Origin of the sequence: Niveispirillum lacus, assembly GCF_002251795.1 — a bacterium.
GTDB classification, from domain to species: Bacteria; Pseudomonadota; Alphaproteobacteria; order Azospirillales; family Azospirillaceae; genus Niveispirillum; species Niveispirillum lacus.
Window position 1 is genome coordinate 135,546 of sequence record NZ_NOXU01000022.1, and the last position, 15,956, is coordinate 151,501.

The window sequence follows — 15,956 nt, forward strand, 5'->3', positions numbered from 1 at the left end:
TCAGAGAACCTCCTCCAGGCCGCGCACCAGCGCGTCCATATCTTCCACGCTGTTGATCTCCGTCGTGGCGACCAGCAACAGATCCTCCAGCCCTTCGACATCCGGGTAGAGGCGGCTGACCGGCACACCGGCCAGGATGTCGTTGGCCGCCAGCTTGGAGACAACCTTGGCCGCCTTCTTGGGCAGCTTTACCGTGAACTCGTTGAAGAACCCGTCATTGACGACGCTGACGCCCTTGATGGACGACAGTTTGTCAGCCAGGGTCACGGCATTGGCATGGTTGATGCGGGCAAGGCCAACCAGACCCTGTTCGCCCAGCAGCGACAGGTGGATGGTGAAGGCCAGCGCGCAGAGGCCGGAATTGGTGCAGATGTTCGACGTCGCCTTTTCGCGGCGGATATGCTGTTCGCGGGTCGACAGGGTCAGCACGAAACCGCGCTTGCCATCGGCATCCACGGTCTGACCGCACAGGCGGCCCGGCATCTGGCGCACAAACTTGTCGCGGGTGGCGAACAGGCCGACATAGGGCCCGCCGAAATTCAGGCCGTTGCCGATGCTCTGTCCCTCGCAGACGACGATATCGGCACCCATGGAGCCGGGGGAGGGGAGCAGGCCCAGCGACACAACCTCCGTTACCACCACGATAACCATCACGCCCTTGGCGTGGGCGGCATCGCACAGGGCCGTGAAGTCACGCAGATGGCCGAACAGGGACGGGGTCTGAACGACGACGCTGGACGTCTCAGCGTCCAGCAGGGCCGACAGATCCTCGGCGTTCTTCCAATCCGGGGCCTGGGCGCGGATATCCATGCCCATGATGCCGCAGGTGGTTTCCACCACTTCGCGGTAATGCGGGTGCAGGCCGCCGGACAGGATGACCTTGTTGCGCTTATTGACGCGCGCCGCCATCAGCACGGCCTCGGCCGTGCCCGTCGCGCCGTCATACATGGAGGCGTTGGCCACATCCATGCCGGTCAGCAGCGCCACCTGTGTCTGGAATTCAAACAGGTACTGCAGCGTGCCCTGCGTCACTTCCGGCTGATACGGCGTATAGCTGGTCAGGAATTCACCGCGCAACAGCATCTGATCGACCGAGGCGGGGACATGGTGCTTATAGGCGCCGGCCCCCACAAAGAACGGCACGGACGAGGCCGTGACATTCTTCGCGGCCAGACGCGACAGGTGGCGTTCTACCGCCAGCTCGCCCATATGGTCGGGCAGGCCGGCGATCTTGCCCGGCAGCTTGGCATGGTCGGGCACGTCACGGAACAGGGCGTCCACGCTGTCCACCCCGATGGTGGCCAGCATGGACGAGCGGTCGGCATCGGTCAGCGGCAGGTAACGCATCACAGCCCCTCGGTAAACGACTTGTACGCGTCGGCATCCATCAGCGCCTCGAACTGCGCCATGTCCTTGATCGACATCTTGAAGAACCAGCCGTCGCCTTCCGGCGCGGTGTTGACCAGCGACGGGTCATCACCCAGGGCGGCATTGCCTTCCAGCACAGTGCCATCGACGGGCGCATAAATCTCCGAAGCGGCCTTCACCGATTCGACCACGGCGGCATCCTTGCCCTGTTCCAGCACCTTGCCAGCGTCGGGCACCTCGACAAACACCACGTCACCCAGGGCATTCTGGGCATAGTCGGTGATGCCGACGGTGGCGACACCGCCGTCCAGCTTGATCCACTCATGGTCCTTGGTGAAACGGATGGTCATGGGTCGGGTTCCTGAAGGTTTGATGTGTTCTGTACCGCCTCCAACTGTCATCCCCGCGAAAGCGGGGACCCAGCGAGAGGCGCGGTTAGCGCCGATATGAGTCATGTCGCGGCAGACGCCGCTTACACTGGGTCCCCGCTTTCGCGGGGATGACGAAGGGGGTGTAACCTTACCCCTTGAAATAACGGTGCGGTGCAAACGGCATCGCGGCCACCTTGGCCGGCAGCGCCTTGCCGCGCACAATCAGTTGGACCGGGGTGCCGACGGCGGCGGAACCGGCATCGACATAGCCCATGGCGACGGGGCCGCCGGCGGTGGGGCCAAAGCCGCCGCTGGTGATCTCCCCGATGCGGTTGCCGGATAGGTCCTGGATTTCGGTATGTTCGCGGGCAGGGGCCTTGCCTTCGGGCAGGATGCCCACGCGGCGGCGGGCAGGGCCGCTGGCCAGTTGCGCCTGAACCACAGACGCACCGGGGAACCCGCCCTCGGCCTTGCGGCGCTTGGAGATGGTCCAGGTCAGGGCCGCTTCTACCGGGTTGGTGGTGGTGTCGATATCGTGGCCGTACAGGCACAGGCCGGCTTCCAGACGCAGCGAATCGCGCGCCCCCAGCCCAATCGCCTCCACACCCTCCTGGGCCAGGATCAGGCGGGCCAGCCTGTCGGCATCCGCCGCACCCACGCTGATTTCGTATCCATCCTCACCAGTATAGCCGGACCGGCTGATCTGCACCGGGATACCGTCGATGGTTGCGGTGCGCGCACTCATGAAGCCCATCGTCGCCGCTTCCGGCAGCAGGCGGGACAGGATGTCAGCCGTTTCCGGGCCTTGCAGCGCCAGCAGGCCGGCATCATCGCCCAAATAGTCGATGGTGATATCGGCCGGCAGCTTGGCCTTCAGATGGGCCAGGTCGTCCGCCTTGCAGCCGGCATTGATCACCACATAGAGGTGATCCTCAAACCGCGTGACCATCAGATCATCCAGGATGCCGCCGGTATCGTTGGTGAACATGGTGTAGCGGATGCGGCCCGGCGCCAGGGCGGCGATATCGCCCGGCACCAGCGCTTCCAGCGCCTGGATGGTGGCATCAATGCTGGGACCGCGCAGGCGGACCTGCCCCATATGCGACACATCGAACAGGCCGGCGCAGGTACGGGTATGCAGATGTTCCTTCAGCACGCCCAGCGGATACTGAACCGGCATGTCATAGCCGGCAAACGGCACCATCTTGGCGCCCCGTGCCACATGCAGATCATAAAGCGGCGTACGCAGCAGGCTGGTGTCACCCAAGGCGGGGCACTCCCATCAGGACAGGTTTCACCCGTCACGGGGATCGTCCCCGCGGCGGTTGCCCCCCTCTGTCCTGGCCCCTGAGAGATTCGCGGCGCCATTCGGCGTCCACTTACTCCGTCGGTGGGCTGTCGGCCCAGGTGTCCCTGAGCCCGCCTGCTTTCCAGATGTGCCTACCCTGCGCGGTCCTTTTGCCTGAGAGTTTCCGGGGGCGGTTGCTCCTTCGGCGCTGGCCCCTGTCACCAGGAACCAGTCTCTCCCGCATGGGGTCGTCGGCTGATCGGCGTCAAACTACGCTTTGCGGCGTCGCTGTCAATGCAAAGTCACGCAGGGCAATGCCGCGCCGACGTGACCCAACGCCGCGCCTAGCGGCCTTCGTTGGCGTTACGGTTGGCGGCCACCTGTTCGGGCGTCAACTGGAACCCGACCAGCACCTCAAACCAGCGGGCATCCATGGTTTTTGGCACAGGGATCACCTGGGTCAGGGTCTCCTGCGTTTGCGAACCGACCGTCACGCTGGTGGTGAAGCTCTTTTTGGAGATGATGTTGCGGTTCGGATCGGTGACGGCCACGAAATAGGTGACGGGGATGGTTCCACCTGCGGCGCCCTCATTAGCGCGGCCCGTAATCACCACATTAGCGGCGATGGTGACGGACGTGTCATCATAGCCGCAATTGGCCAGGATACCTGACAGGATGGCGACACCCTGGTCGCTGCGCAGGGTGCCCGCATCGCGCAGAATGCCGACGTTGGGGCAACCGGCCACCATGGCGTCATTTTCCGCGCAACCGGCCAGTGTCAGCATACCCATGCCGGCAAGCGCGGCCAGGGTCATGCGGCGGGCGGCTTTCCTGGCGGCCGGAACCGGGCTATGGTCAGGCTGAGTGGTCATCATGGGGCTGGTCATCAAATGTCCGTTCACTTCCATTACCGGGACATGAATGGGCGGCGACCATGTCATAAGAATGGCACCTTCCCACACGCCGGGTTGCGACAATATAGGTGGGCATCCGGCCGCGCAAGCGTGGGCCCCGACGCTGACACGTATCGACAGGGACACTCCCATCATCATGTCCGAGAATAATGCCGTTTCCTCGCTTCCCCCGCTGCATGTGCTGCTGGCCGCTCCCCGCGGCTTCTGTGCCGGGGTGGACCGTGCCATTCAGATCGTAGAGACGGCGCTGAAGAAATTCGGCGCCCCCGTCTATGTCCGGCATGAGATCGTGCATAACCGCTTTGTGGTGGAAAGCCTGGAGGCCAAGGGGGCGGTGTTCGTCAAGGAACTGGACGAGGTTCCGGATGACCGGCCCGTCGTCTTCTCCGCCCATGGCGTGCCCAAGGCGATCCCCGCCGAGGCGCAGCGCCGCAACATGATCTATGTGGATGCTACCTGTCCGCTCGTCTCCAAGGTGCATCGCGAGGCGGAGCATCATCACGAGGCCGGGCGCACGGTCCTGCTGATCGGCCATGCCGGCCATCCAGAGGTGGTGGGCACGATCGGCCAGTTACCGCCTGGCGCAGTGAAACTGGTGGAGACGGTAGAGGATGTAGCGACCCTGACGGTCGATGATCCCGACAACCTGGCCTTCGCCACCCAGACCACCTTGTCGGTGGACGATACCAGCACCATCGTCGATGCCCTACGCGACCGTTTTCCCACGATTGCGGGGCCGAAGCGGGAGGATATCTGCTATGCCACCACCAATCGCCAGGGGGCGGTGAAGGCCATCGCCCCGCGCGCGGATGCGCTGCTGGTGCTGGGGGCGCCAAATTCGTCCAACTCTGTCCGATTGGTGGAGGTGGCACGTGCCCATGGCTGCACCCGCGCCATGCTGGTGCAGCGGGCCGCCCAGATCGACTGGGATCGCTTGGCCAAAGTCCGTACCCTTGGCATCACGGCGGGGGCATCTGCACCGGAGGTGCTGGTGGATGAGGTGCTGATTGCGCTGCGCGAACGGTTCGCCGTGACAGTGGAAGAAGTCGTCACCGCCACAGAAAATGTGATCTTCAAACTGCCGCGTGTGCTGGCGGCTGAATAACACCAACCTACTGCACGCTGACATTGGCCGGCGGAGGACCGGCGGACAGTGGCCCGACCGGTGCTGGAACACAAAATTCCCCCGGATTGGCCACGACCAACAGCGGTTGGTCAAAAAAAGAAGGCGCCGACGGCTGGACCGTGGCGCCTTCTTCCAAGCCGGTGCTGCTTGATCAACCAGCCAGATGGGCCATGTAGGGCAACACCTGCGCGCTGCCATCAATGATCATCTTGATCGCGACATAGAAGATCACGGCCAGGCCGACATAAGCGATCCAGTGGAAACGCGCCAACAGCTTGGCGATAGCCGTCGCGGCGGCGCCCATGAAGGCTACCGACAGGGCCAGCCCCAGGATCAGCACTTCCGGATGCTCGTGCGCAGCGCCCGCCACAGCCAGCACATTGTCCAGCGACATCGACACGTCGGCGATGACGATCTGCACAATTGCCTGGCGCACAGTTTTGGTGCCTTCGGGCGGCAGAGCCTCAGCACCGGGATTGCTTTCACCGGGATTGACTGCTTCGTCCGCGACTTCAGCGCCCAGATTTTCCTGATTGTGTGAGCGGATCTCCCGCCACATTTTCCAGCAAACCCAGAGCAGCAGTACACCGCCTGCCAGCGTCAGGCCGACGACAGCCAAGAGTTGTGTTGTCAGCAGCGCAAAAATGATGCGCAGCACGACCGCGGCAGCGATGCCCCAGAAGATAACCTTTGCGCGGTGGTGCGCCGCGACACCCGCGGCTGCCAGCCCCACAACAATCGCATTGTCGCCGGCCAGTACGATGTCGATCAGGATCACCTGCCATAAGGCGTTCCAGAACGACACTTCAAAAAACATTTCCATTTGCGATTACCCCCACACCCCTTATTCGGCGGCGTTCTTAACATGCAGATGTACTGCGGGCGACGGATAACGAAAAAAGCCCGCCCCTGGATGAGCAGGAGCGGGTTTTGAAGTCTTGGCAGTTGGATCCTGCATGAATGATGACAGGACGCAATTAGCATGAGTAAAGCAAAAGCAAATGTCAAATTTTATTTTTAGTTCGTCAAATAAAGAGCAAAGTGATTACTTTGAGAGAAGGCAAAGTTCATCGTTTCCATTCTTGAATAGAATGGATTCTCGGCGGATAACAAAAATCAACTGGATTGAGCCCGGTTCCGGTTCCGGTGCTCTCAGACGCTGGGCGGGCCCGTGGACCAAGGGGACGCGCGGCCCCGGCAGGTGGCCACCATTTCCAACGATGACGGGCCCATCCCAGCCAGCAGCAGGGCGGGCAGGGTGGCGGACTTCGGCAGGGAAAGGCCATCCTGGCCGTTACTGTCTTCGGTCCCGGTGGGGGCCGGTGCTTCCGGCACGGTTGTCAGCAGGAAGAGCCCGGTATCATCAGCAGGCGGTAGGGGCGCCGGTGATGGGCAGGGGTCGGCCTGTCCTGATAGGGCTGATGATACCGGTGCGTGGACACGGTCAAACGCCGCCGCCGGCGGTGCCAGCAGCAGGAACGATAGGCTCAGCAAAAGGACAAGCAACCGATCAAAGGTCACAGGTCTTTTCCCGGATGACCGCCCCGACCGCCGGGGACGTTTCGTTCATAGAATGGGCGTACTCTGGCGCTACGGCAAGAGGCGGTTACTGCACAGGAGACGCGCCATCGGGGAGGTGCCTTGTGATGATATCGGCCAGTCGGCGGATATCGCCGCTGCGCGGGCTGCCCCGGCGCCAGACCAGCGCCATGGTGCGCGCCGGTGCTGGTTCTACGAAACGTCGCAGCCCAATTTGATCATTGGCAGCCAGTGATGGGGCTGCTAGCGCCGGCAGAAGGGTCAGGCCCAAGCCGCCGGCCACCATTTCTACCAGTGTTGCCAAGGATGTGGCTGCGAAGCCATCTCCTGCCGCTGCGCCAGACAGCGTACAAACATCCAGGGCCTGATCACGGAAACAATGCCCATCTTCAAGCAGAAGCAGGGTTTCTTCCTTCAACTCCCCCTCTTCCACCGACTCAGCGTTATCCAGTCGATGGCCGCGTGGCATGGCGACCAGGAACGGTTCTTTATAGACCGGCAGCGTCTCCACCCCTGGTTCTGTGACAGGCAAGGCCAGCAGCCCTGCATCCAGGTCGCCGGCCCGCAGTCGCTCCAAAAGCCGTTCGGTAAGGTCTTCGCGCAGATAAAGCTTGAGTTCTGGATAGGCGGCCCGCAGCGACGGCAGCACGCGTGGCAGCAGATAAGGCCCGCTGGTCGGGATGACGCCCAGACGCAGGGTACCCGACAAGGGCAGGCCGGAGGCGCGTACGGCCTGCGACAGATCGTCCACCTGTCCCAGAATGACCCGCGCCCGTTCCACCGCATCCTCGCCCGCAGGCGTCAGCAGCACGCGGTGTTTGGTGCGCTCCACCAGGGCTGCGCCTAGCATTTCTTCCAGTTGTTGTATCTGCGCAGACAAGGAAGGCTGCGACACATGGCATGCCGACGCGGCACGCCCGAAATGGAGCGTGTCAGCCAGGGCCACCAGATACCGCAACTGCCGAAGAGTGATGTTCGCCGAGTTCATTGGTTCATCCTATGACGGCAGTCGGAAGATGCGATTGGATTTTGCGGTGCGATACCCACATATCTGTGACGCCTCAGGCCGATAGCTGTATCGGCAGGGGTCTGTTTATGGCACCGCACCATTAATCAACCTAAAAAGTGGAGTTACTCACTATGCTGACCGTTGGCGATAAGTTCCCCGCATTCGACCTGAAGGCTACCGTCTCCACGGACATCAAGTCCGCCTTCACGACGATCAATAACGACACCTATAAGGGCAAGTGGCTGGTCGTTTTCTTCTGGCCGAAGGACTTCACCTTTGTGTGCCCGACCGAGATCGCTGCCTTCGGCAAGCTGAACGGTGACTTCGCTGACCGCGACGCCCAGGTTCTGGGTGCGTCGATCGACACCGAGTTCGTGCATCTGGCCTGGCGCCAGAACCATGCCGATCTGAAGGATCTGCCCTTCCCGATGCTGGCCGACGTGAAGCGTGAGCTGTCCGCGGGTCTTGGTGTTCTGGACAAGAACGAGGGCGTGGCCCTGCGCGCCACCTTCATTGTCGATCCGGAAGGCATCATCCGTTTCGCCTCCGTTCATGACCTGTCGGTCGGTCGCAATGTTCAGGAAGTGCTGCGTACGCTGGACGCTCTGCAGACCGACGAACTGTGCCCCTGCAACTGGCAGAAGGGCGAGGACGTCCTGAAGGTCGGCTGATCTCCCGATCGCTGACCTCCGACGGATGGGCGTCCCGATCCCCCCGATCCTGTGGGGCGCCCATTTTCCCCTTCGCCCTCCCCCCAAATCCCGGGCGAAGGGGCCCCATTTCGGCGTAAGACCGACTTGGTCCTGGCCCCCACGCTGCTGACGGGCGCCGGCACCTTACACCAGTGGCTTGAAATACCGACGCATCGGCATTTCACGTTTCGGCAGCATGGGCCGCCGCCGCGCCAGTCGGCGCGGATACTAACGGTCAAGAATTTTGATCGTTAGTAATACATAACCAACCGTCCCGCGCATCGGCCCTTCCGCGCCGCGCCCGACGCCATGTCCACTCTCGACCGGAGATGAAACCATGTCCATCGACGCGCTGAAGTCGCGCCTGCCCGATTATGCCAAGGATTTGAAGCTGAACCTAGGCTCGGTGCTGACCACCTCTTCCTTGTCGCCGCTCCAGGCCTGGGGCACTGCCATCGCCGCCGCCTATGCCAGCCGCAATGCCGAGGTGACAAAGGCCATCGTGGCGGATGCCAGCGCCCACCTGGATGCCCAGAACCTGACGGCCGCGAAGGCCGCCGGCGCCATCATGGGCATGAACAACATCTATTACCGCTTCGTGCATCTGGCCGATAATAAAGAATATTCCAAGATGCCGGCGCGCCTGCGCATGAACATCATCGCCAATCCGGGCGCTTCCAAGGTCGATTTTGAGCTTTGGTCCCTGGCCGCCAGCGCCGTGAATGGCTGCGGCATGTGCATCGACGCGCACGAACATGAAGTGATCCAGAAGGGCGCCACCAAGGAGAATGTGCAGGATGTGGTTCGCATCGCTGCCGTCATCCACGCTGTCGCCACTGTCCTGGACGCAGAGGACGCGCTGGCCGCTTAACGGTCCGACAGGTTGGTTTGGCTGCGAAAATGCCCCGGTGCCGCAAGGTCGCCGGGGCATTTTGTTACCCCACCACCGCCCGGCCCAGCCGTTCCAGAACGGCGCGCAGTTCGTCATTTTCAATCGGTGCGACCGCAGTTGTCAGTTCGCGTTCCTTGACAGGGTCCAGTCGCTTCAAGGGTTTCATGGCGTAGTTCTTCTGCGGCAGAACCGGCCCCGCATGCACCAGTTTCAGCCGCGCCACGGCACGCCAGCCCATGAAGGAATTGATCCGTTCCAGGATCTGCGGTTCTTCATGCTGGACCAGCAGGGCCGCGGCGCTGGACACCCGCACATGCAGCACGGCATTCTCCCGCCGCCCGGCAGGGAAGGCCAGTTTCTGGGGCGATGTCTGTTCAGCCAGACGACCGCCGACGATGGCGGCCCAGTCGGTTAAAAGCGCGCCAAAGGCCATACCGTCCTTGCCAAGGGCCTTGCCGGCGACGGCATTCAATGTACGTCCAATGCGTTGCGGGCCGAAACCACCGGGGTTGTTCATGGCTGTCCGTTTGTCACCGAAGGCCGGTATCAAAGCAGATCAGGCAGCCGCTGACCAGCCCGATGGCCTGCCCGGGCTGCTGCTGGGCTGGTACGACCAACACCGGCGCGTGTTGCCGTGGCGCTTTGCGCCGGGAGAAGTGGCCGACCCTTACCGGGTCTGGTTGTCGGAAATCATGTTGCAGCAGACGACGGTGGCCACCGTCGGTCCTTACTTCCAGAACTTCCTGGGGCGCTGGCCAACCGTCAAGGATCTGGCCGCCGCCGATCTGGATGATGTGCTGCGCGCCTGGGCGGGGCTTGGCTACTATGCTCGGGCCCGCAACCTACATAAATGCGCCATCGTCGTGGCCAGTCAGCATGGCGGGCGGTTCCCGGACACCGAAGAAGGGCTGCTGTCCCTGCCCGGCATTGGCGCCTATACGGCAGCCGCCATCCTGGCCATCGCCTTTGACAAGCCCGCCACCGCCATGGATGGCAATGTCGAGCGGGTGATGTCCCGTCTGCGTGCTGTGACTGACCCGTTGCCGGCATCAAAGCCCATTCTGCGCGCCCATGCCGCTGCGTTGGTGCCGGCCCGGCGGCCGGGCGATTACACCCAGGCTCTGTTCGACCTGGGGGCCACCATTTGCGCTCCGCGCAAGCCGCGCTGCATTCTGTGCCCTTGGACAGCAGCCTGTGAGGCCCGCAAGCAGGGGATCGCCGAAGATCTGCCCGCCAAGACGGCCAAGGCCCCGAAGCCAACGCGCCGGGCGCTGGCCTTTGTCCTGAGCGATGTTCGCGGGCTTGTGGCCCTGCGCCGCCGGCCGGAAAAGGGGCTGCTGGGTGGCATGATGGAGGTTCCGACGACCCCGTGGGAGGCGGGCCCGGTGCCGAGCTTGGCCACCGCACGCTCACATGCGCCGTTGCCTGGCGTCGATTGGACACTGCTGCCGGGTAGTGTCCGTCATACTTTCACCCATTTCGAGTTCGAGATTAGGGTGGTGGTCGGACGGGCAGCCGGGGCTGGCGGCGGGGCAGATCTCCTGTGGGTGGCGCCGGACGCGTTGGAGGCGCAAGCACTGCCCACCGTCATGATCAAGATATTGCGTCACGCCCTGTACCAAAGGGCAGATGGTTGATGGGGGCGGAGGCCCTGAGCCCATAGATGAGACCTGTTACACGCCGTTCCCTGATGGCGGGTCTTGCAGCCCTGCCGGCCATCCCCGCCATGGCCTCCACGGCCCAACCGACCGTGGAGGCAGCCCTGGTCATGGCCGTTGATGCGTCCGCCAGCATCGACCGGGGTCTGCTGGATTTTCAACTCCGCGGCCATGCCGCCGCCTTCCGACACAGAGCCGTCGCGCAAGCCGTCTCCCGTCCGGGTAGCAAGGGCATCGCCGTCATGTTGGTTCAATTTGCGGGTCCGGAGACGTTGACCACACTGGTGCCGTGGCGCGTGCTGAAATCCGACCAGGATTGTGAGGATTTTGCGGCCACCATTGATGCCGCCCCTGGTGTGTTCATGGGCGGATCGACGGCCCTGGGCAGTGCGGTCGTTCAGGCCGTTGCCCTTTTTGACTCCGCGCCCTTCCGCACCGACAGACGGACCCTGGATATTGTGTCGAACGGGTTCAGCAATGCCGGCATTGATCCGCGTTCGGCCCGTGGCTATGCCGCCGGAGCCAATGTGACCGTCAATGCCCTCGCCATTCTGAACGAATATGACTGGTTGGACGGATACTTTGCCGAGAATGTTATCGCTGGACGGGGGTCATTTGTCCGTACTGCGGACAACCTGAGCAGCTTTGCTGCGGTCCTGCTTGGGAAGCTGGTGACGGAGATGGTGTAAAACAGAAACGGGGCGGGTTTTGACACCCGCCCCGATCTACTTTCAGATCAAGCCAAAGGTTCAGGCCTGCTTTTCGGTCGATTGACCGCGGGTCTTGTACAGCGAGTAGATCACACCTGCCGCCAGCAGACCGAAGGTCACCGACAGCGAGATGGCGGGGTCCAGCTTGCCATAAATCTGGTTCCAGAAGATCTTGCCGCCGATAAACACCAGCACCACAGCCAGCGCATATTTCAGATAGTGGAAGCGGTGGACCATGGCGGCCAGCGCGAAGTACAGCGCGCGCAGACCCAGGATAGCAAAGATGTTGCTGGTGTAGACAATGAACGGGTCCGTCGTGATGGCGAAGATGGCGGGCACGCTGTCTACCGCGAAGACGACGTCCGCAAACTCAACCATCAGCAAGGCCAGGAACAGTGGCGTGGCCCAGCGCACGACCTTGCCGGTCTTCGGATCGGGCTGCTTCACAAAGAACGCATTGCCATGCAGTTCGTTGGTGACGCGCATGTGACGGCGCAGGAAGCGGACCATGGCATTGTCGTCCAGCTTCTTGTCGTCCTTGTCCGCGATGAACAGCATCTTCACGCCAGTCAGGATCAGGAAGCCGCCGAAGATGTACAGCACCCAATCGAACTCAGTCACCAAAGCGGCACCGAGGCCGATCATGATGCCGCGCAGCACAATCACGCCCAGGATACCCCAGAACAGCACCCGATGCTGGTACAAGCGGGGGATGGCGAAGTAACCGAAGATCAACGAGATAACGAACACGTTATCCATGGCCAGCGCTTTTTCCAGCGCAAAGCCGGTGAAATACTGCATGCCCGGCGTCGGGCCCAGATACCACCAGACCCAGGCACCAAACGCCACCGCAATGGCGATATAAAGGGCGGAGAGAACAAGGCTCTCCCGCACGCCGATTTCGTGATCGTCTTTGTTCAGAACGCCCAGGTCAAAAACCAGGAGGGCGATGACAATTGTGATAAAGACCAGCCAGAGCCAGAGGGCCTTGCCCAGAACCGGCTCAAGCATGACCGTAGCGAGAAACTCCATCGGAGTGCCTCCATAAAGATCAGCCGAGTGCTTGCGTCAGCGACGAGGGTTCTATCCGACATCGCAGCCAACGCCTTGGCTGCCAGAGGGGCCCGGATGGCGCTGATATACCACGTTGGTGCGGACTTTCAAGAGGTGCGCTGCAATATTTCTCTGACCTTCGCGATGCGCGCAAATCGGAAAAACGCAATGATGGCAGCCAGTTCCAGGCCATAAAGACCGAATACCCAGTAGCCTTTCAAGAAAAAGTAACGGAACAGATTGATGGGGAACTCGGTCACCGATCGCAGGGCGCCGTAGCGTCGCCCCTTGCCGCGCGACACAATCTCGTCAGCCTGGGCGGTGGAATACCGGTTCAGCTTGTTGATCAGGTCGCTATGGCTGCGGATGGAATAGTGCATGATGATCGGTGCCAGCGCCCTGACAGAGCCACTGTGCATCTCCACCGCGTCATGGGTGGTGCTGTTGGCGAAGCGGCCATGGCGGCGATCATAGAGGCGGATATAATTATGCCGCGGCGCAAAACGGTGGGGCCGCCGCTGATGCGGCAGAACCATCACCGTGCGGATGCGATAGGCTTGATGGGCTGGCATTCGGCCGTCTGCAAACAGAGCACGGATCGCTGCCTCCAGTTCCGGTGCCGGTACCTCATCCGCATCCAGATTCAGCAACCAATCATGTCGGCATTGTTCCTCGGCAAAGCGCTTCTGCGGGCCATAGCCGGGCCAGTCATGATGGATGACGTGGGCACCCAGGGAACGGGCCACGTCCTGTGTGCCATCGGTGCTGCCGCTGTCCACCACCACTATCTCGTCCACCCAGTCGCGGACGGCCGTGATGACAGGTCCGATCCGGTCGGCCTCGTTCAGGGCGATGATAAAGACGGAAAGGGGAAGTTTGTCGGGCATGAAGAGAGGTTAGCACGTCTATGTGACACCCCGCCAAGGTCCGGATGATGCGTTTGTACAGGCGCACCCATTACCAGTAGATCTGGAACCGGCATAAGGGTGCGCCGGCGGCAATGCAGTCTGTCTCTTGGGCTTGTGCCTGCGGATGGATCAGCACCTCGTACAATCGCTCAAACGCACCGACATAGAAGTCGCAAACCGGTACCCCATCATAGCGGTGACGCCCCATAGGGCTGTTCTGGATGGTGATGATCGCGGGAGCAGCCTGCTCCACGGCGAAAATCCCCGACCCGGCAAAGGTCCAGGCATGTTTGGCCACGGCCCACAGCAGAAGCCGGCTGGCCACCCTGGCCGGCAGTCGCTTCAGCAGCCATTGCGCCGCAACGGGGATACGCCGCTCCAGAAGATAATCACCCGTCAGGCGGCCGGCAGTACGGGCCAGTCGGGCCGCGTCGGCCGGACCAAACCGCCGGACGGCGGCATGGTGCAGGCGGATGACCTCCTGTTCCGGCACCATCACACCGCGCAAGGCGTCCAGATAGGGCGCCAGCCCCGCCTCATTCAGCAGGTCTGTGACCCCCCCCTCGCCATGCGCCGTACGGACGGCTTCGACAAGTTGAAGGATGGCATTGGGGCCGATCTTCGCCGTTGCTGACAGCGGCACCCTCCGCTCAATCATGGCCGTGTGCGACATGGTCCTCCGCCAGTTGTTCTTTGCCGCCGCCGCAGGCCATTGCAACGCTGGTCTCATCCCGCGCTGCTTTGCGTTTGCGCGCCTTGCGCGCTTTGTCGGCCGCCGCCTCCCAATCATCATCTTCCGGCAGGGCGACCGTCACCCGGTTACGGTCAAACTTGAAATCGACCTTGCCCTTTGATTGCGGTCCCCAATAATCGACACGGCCAAGGTCATAGAATTTCCGCTCAAACCCGCTCTTCATGAAGGCCTTCAGGCATCCCAGCATGTAGCGGCGCTTGGTCTTGTCCCTGATCCACGGATAATGCAGGAAGGTCTTGCGCAGATAGAAGCGCCGGTAATTGTTCATGACCCGGTCCAGCAGTTCGGACCGCTCCATCGCCTCCGGCTTGATGATCGGCGTAACGAAATTGTATTTCTCGAAATCATAGATTTCGACCTTGTCGCCCAGTTCCTTGAACAGGTCGGAAAAGGGCCAGGGCGTATACATGGCCCAGTTGGCCATGTCCGGATTCCAATCCAGCGCCATCCGATAGGTTTCTTCCAGCGTCTCTGCCGTCTCGTTCTCCAGTCCGACAATGAACTGTGCCTCGGCAACGATGCCGTTGCGGCGCAGCAGATCAATGGCTTTCTTGTTCTGGGCGATGGTGGTTTCTTTGTTGAAACGTTCCAGCTTCAACTGCGCAGCGGCTTCCGTGCCCAAGGAGACATGGATCAGCCCGGCCCGGCGATAGAGCGGCAACAGAGCCTCATCGCGTAGAATGTCGGTGACGCGGGTATTGATGCCCCACAGGACCGGCAGTTTGCGTCGTTCCAATTCTTCGCAGAATTCCACGAATTTCTTGCGGTGGATGGTCGGTTCCTCATCGGCCAGGATAAAGAAGCCGACTTGATGGTCACGCACCAGCGTTTCGATTTCGTCCACCACCTTGATCGGATCGCGGACCCGGTAATTGCGCCAGAATTTCCATTGTGAGCAGAAGCTGCACGTGAAGGGGCAACCGCGTGCCATATTGGGAATGGCCACCCGGACACCCATGGGAATGTACTGATATTTCGGCCATTCCAGAATCGCCCAGTCCGGATTGATGGTGTCCAGATCAGCGATGGGCGCTTCTGATGGGGTGGCGACGATTTTGCCGGCTTCCCGATCGGTGAAGGCGATACCGTTGATGGTGGCGCGGTCCGTCGGCCAGCGGCCTTCCGCAATCGTCCGGCACAGATTGACCAGGATGGCCTCTCCTTCACCGCGTACGATCACATCAATCCAGGGGGCCTCGGTCAGGACCTGCTGATACATGAAGGTGGCATGGATACCGCCCAGAACGGTGACCGCACCGGGATGCACCTCCTTGGCGATCTCCAGAAGCCGTTCGGCCTTGTAAATGGACGGAGTGATGGCGGTGGCGCCGATCAGGTCCGGCTTTTCGGCAGCCAGGACGGCACGCACCTGATCATCGCTCAGATTGTTGGTCATGGCGTCGATGAAGGTGACGTCGGTGAAGCCCGCCTGCTTCAACGCACCGGCCAGATAGGCCGCCCAGGCCGGCGGCCAGTTGCCCGCAATTTCTGCCCCGCCCGAATGGTAGTTGGGATGCAACAGCAGGACACGCATGGCCGTAACCCCCACCCGAATGATTGTCAATCGAGACTGACACTCATAGCGTCAATCGTAATTGACATGAATCAAGTGTGGAATTGTTGGCCGGGCAACGGGTTGTTCTGTAAATGATGTGGTCGGTAACCGGATTATGC

Annotated in this window: 17 protein-coding genes and 1 riboswitch; of the genes, 5 read left to right on the forward strand and 12 right to left on the reverse strand. The window is 61.8% G+C overall.

The features are described 5' to 3' along the window. From gcvPA to CHU95_RS04615, 4 genes are all read right to left on the reverse strand, one after another. Window positions 1-1,347, reverse strand: a complete 1,347-nt coding sequence (gene gcvPA / locus CHU95_RS04600) for an aminomethyl-transferring glycine dehydrogenase subunit GcvPA (protein WP_094454171.1) — start codon at window positions 1,345-1,347, stop codon at window positions 1-3. After that, on the reverse strand, window positions 1,347-1,718 hold the full coding sequence (gene gcvH, locus CHU95_RS04605; protein ID WP_094454173.1) for a glycine cleavage system protein GcvH: 372 nt from the start codon (window positions 1,716-1,718) through the stop codon (window positions 1,347-1,349). The genes gcvPA and gcvH overlap by 1 nt, the downstream gene beginning before the upstream one ends. Before the next feature lie 169 nt (window positions 1,719-1,887). Next, entirely contained in the window at window positions 1,888-3,006 is a 1,119-nt protein-coding gene (gene gcvT / locus CHU95_RS04610) for a glycine cleavage system aminomethyltransferase GcvT (RefSeq protein ID WP_094454175.1), read from the reverse strand. Between the two features lie 173 nt (window positions 3,007-3,179). After that, window positions 3,180-3,278, reverse strand: a riboswitch (glycine riboswitch). A gap of 93 nt (window positions 3,279-3,371) precedes the next feature. Then, window positions 3,372-3,914, reverse strand: a complete 543-nt coding sequence (locus CHU95_RS04615) for a hypothetical protein (RefSeq protein WP_133065427.1) — start codon at window positions 3,912-3,914, stop codon at window positions 3,372-3,374. Between the two features lie 163 nt (window positions 3,915-4,077). Here CHU95_RS04615 and ispH point away from each other — a divergent pair, with 163 nt between their 5' ends. Then, window positions 4,078-5,046 carry a 4-hydroxy-3-methylbut-2-enyl diphosphate reductase gene (gene ispH / locus CHU95_RS04620; RefSeq protein ID WP_094454179.1) on the forward strand — a complete coding sequence of 323 codons (969 nt, stop codon included), beginning with the start codon at window positions 4,078-4,080 and terminating at the stop codon, window positions 5,044-5,046. 172 nt (window positions 5,047-5,218) lie between these two features. Here ispH and CHU95_RS04625 read toward each other — a convergent pair whose 3' ends face one another. From CHU95_RS04625 to CHU95_RS04635, 3 genes are all read right to left on the reverse strand, one after another. Further along, window positions 5,219-5,890, reverse strand: a complete 672-nt coding sequence (locus CHU95_RS04625; RefSeq protein ID WP_207762372.1) for a TerC family protein — start codon at window positions 5,888-5,890, stop codon at window positions 5,219-5,221. A 329-nt stretch (window positions 5,891-6,219) separates the two neighbouring features. After that, the gene (locus CHU95_RS04630; protein ID WP_094454181.1) at window positions 6,220-6,588 is read right to left on the reverse strand and encodes a hypothetical protein; all 369 of its coding nucleotides are present in this window, start codon (window positions 6,586-6,588) and stop codon (window positions 6,220-6,222) included. An 85-nt stretch (window positions 6,589-6,673) separates the two neighbouring features. Next, window positions 6,674-7,594 carry a LysR substrate-binding domain-containing protein gene (locus tag CHU95_RS04635; RefSeq protein WP_207762373.1) on the reverse strand — a complete coding sequence of 307 codons (921 nt, stop codon included), beginning with the start codon at window positions 7,592-7,594 and terminating at the stop codon, window positions 6,674-6,676. Between the two features lie 152 nt (window positions 7,595-7,746). On the opposite strand from CHU95_RS04635, the gene CHU95_RS04640 reads away from it, so the two are divergent. Together CHU95_RS04640 and ahpD are read left to right on the forward strand one after the other, a co-directional pair. Beyond that, complete coding sequence (locus CHU95_RS04640) at window positions 7,747-8,286, forward strand: peroxiredoxin (protein ID WP_094454183.1); 540 nt, start codon at window positions 7,747-7,749, stop codon at window positions 8,284-8,286. Between the two features lie 358 nt (window positions 8,287-8,644). Then, on the forward strand, window positions 8,645-9,178 hold the full coding sequence (ahpD, locus tag CHU95_RS04645; RefSeq protein WP_094454185.1) for an alkylhydroperoxidase, AhpD family: 534 nt from the start codon (window positions 8,645-8,647) through the stop codon (window positions 9,176-9,178). 64 nt (window positions 9,179-9,242) lie between these two features. Here the strand turns inward: ahpD and CHU95_RS04650 are convergent, their stop codons facing one another. Then, window positions 9,243-9,716 carry a DUF721 domain-containing protein gene (locus CHU95_RS04650; protein WP_094454187.1) on the reverse strand — a complete coding sequence of 158 codons (474 nt, stop codon included), beginning with the start codon at window positions 9,714-9,716 and terminating at the stop codon, window positions 9,243-9,245. On the opposite strand from CHU95_RS04650, the gene mutY reads away from it, so the two are divergent. Continuing rightward, window positions 9,715-10,836 (forward strand): A/G-specific adenine glycosylase, encoded by a 1,122-nt coding sequence (mutY, locus tag CHU95_RS04655; RefSeq protein ID WP_094454189.1) that lies wholly within the window; start codon window positions 9,715-9,717, stop codon window positions 10,834-10,836. The two genes, CHU95_RS04650 and mutY, sit on opposite strands and share 2 nt — an antisense overlap. A gap of 26 nt (window positions 10,837-10,862) precedes the next feature. Beyond that, window positions 10,863-11,546 (forward strand): DUF1194 domain-containing protein, encoded by a 684-nt coding sequence (locus CHU95_RS04660; protein WP_094454191.1) that lies wholly within the window; start codon window positions 10,863-10,865, stop codon window positions 11,544-11,546. 60 nt (window positions 11,547-11,606) lie between these two features. On the opposite strand, the gene CHU95_RS04665 is transcribed toward CHU95_RS04660, so the two are convergent. The 4 genes from CHU95_RS04665 to bchE all read right to left on the reverse strand — a co-directional run bounded on the left by CHU95_RS04665 (window position 11,607) and on the right by bchE (window position 15,816). Continuing rightward, window positions 11,607-12,599, reverse strand: coding sequence for a TerC family protein (locus CHU95_RS04665; RefSeq protein WP_094454192.1), 993 nt, complete (start codon window positions 12,597-12,599; stop codon window positions 11,607-11,609). A gap of 128 nt (window positions 12,600-12,727) precedes the next feature. Further along, the gene (locus CHU95_RS04670) at window positions 12,728-13,507 is read right to left on the reverse strand and encodes a glycosyltransferase family 2 protein (RefSeq protein ID WP_094454193.1); all 780 of its coding nucleotides are present in this window, start codon (window positions 13,505-13,507) and stop codon (window positions 12,728-12,730) included. A 70-nt stretch (window positions 13,508-13,577) separates the two neighbouring features. Then, window positions 13,578-14,201 carry a bacteriochlorophyll 4-vinyl reductase gene (gene bchJ / locus CHU95_RS04675; RefSeq protein ID WP_207762374.1) on the reverse strand — a complete coding sequence of 208 codons (624 nt, stop codon included), beginning with the start codon at window positions 14,199-14,201 and terminating at the stop codon, window positions 13,578-13,580. Then, window positions 14,179-15,816 (reverse strand): magnesium-protoporphyrin IX monomethyl ester anaerobic oxidative cyclase, encoded by a 1,638-nt coding sequence (gene bchE, locus CHU95_RS04680; protein ID WP_094454194.1) that lies wholly within the window; start codon window positions 15,814-15,816, stop codon window positions 14,179-14,181. Before bchE ends, bchJ begins: the two co-directional genes overlap by 23 nt. Between the last annotated feature and the right edge of the window lie 140 nt (window positions 15,817-15,956).

What these genes read in the sequence shown, in the direction of transcription:
- CHU95_RS04650 (WP_094454187.1), bottom strand. Translation starts at nt 9,716, where the DNA reads ATGAACAACCCCGGTGGTTTCGGCCCGCAACGCATTGGACGTACATTG.
- bchE (WP_094454194.1), bottom strand. Translation starts at nt 15,816, where the DNA reads ATGCGTGTCCTGCTGTTGCATCCCAACTACCATTCGGGCGGGGCAGAA.
- CHU95_RS04615 (WP_133065427.1), bottom strand. Translation starts at nt 3,914, where the DNA reads ATGACCAGCCCCATGATGACCACTCAGCCTGACCATAGCCCGGTTCCG.
- mutY (WP_094454189.1), top strand. Translation starts at nt 9,715, where the DNA reads ATGGCTGTCCGTTTGTCACCGAAGGCCGGTATCAAAGCAGATCAGGCA.
- CHU95_RS04635 (WP_207762373.1), bottom strand. Translation starts at nt 7,594, where the DNA reads ATGAACTCGGCGAACATCACTCTTCGGCAGTTGCGGTATCTGGTGGCC.
- CHU95_RS04660 (WP_094454191.1), top strand. Translation starts at nt 10,863, where the DNA reads ATGAGACCTGTTACACGCCGTTCCCTGATGGCGGGTCTTGCAGCCCTG.
- CHU95_RS04670 (WP_094454193.1), bottom strand. Translation starts at nt 13,507, where the DNA reads ATGCCCGACAAACTTCCCCTTTCCGTCTTTATCATCGCCCTGAACGAG.
- CHU95_RS04665 (WP_094454192.1), bottom strand. Translation starts at nt 12,599, where the DNA reads ATGGAGTTTCTCGCTACGGTCATGCTTGAGCCGGTTCTGGGCAAGGCC.
- gcvH (WP_094454173.1), bottom strand. Translation starts at nt 1,718, where the DNA reads ATGACCATCCGTTTCACCAAGGACCATGAGTGGATCAAGCTGGACGGC.
- CHU95_RS04625 (WP_207762372.1), bottom strand. Translation starts at nt 5,890, where the DNA reads ATGGAAATGTTTTTTGAAGTGTCGTTCTGGAACGCCTTATGGCAGGTG.
- gcvPA (WP_094454171.1), bottom strand. Translation starts at nt 1,347, where the DNA reads ATGCGTTACCTGCCGCTGACCGATGCCGACCGCTCGTCCATGCTGGCC.
- bchJ (WP_207762374.1), bottom strand. Translation starts at nt 14,201, where the DNA reads ATGTCGCACACGGCCATGATTGAGCGGAGGGTGCCGCTGTCAGCAACG.
- CHU95_RS04640 (WP_094454183.1), top strand. Translation starts at nt 7,747, where the DNA reads ATGCTGACCGTTGGCGATAAGTTCCCCGCATTCGACCTGAAGGCTACC.
- ahpD (WP_094454185.1), top strand. Translation starts at nt 8,645, where the DNA reads ATGTCCATCGACGCGCTGAAGTCGCGCCTGCCCGATTATGCCAAGGAT.
- ispH (WP_094454179.1), top strand. Translation starts at nt 4,078, where the DNA reads ATGTCCGAGAATAATGCCGTTTCCTCGCTTCCCCCGCTGCATGTGCTG.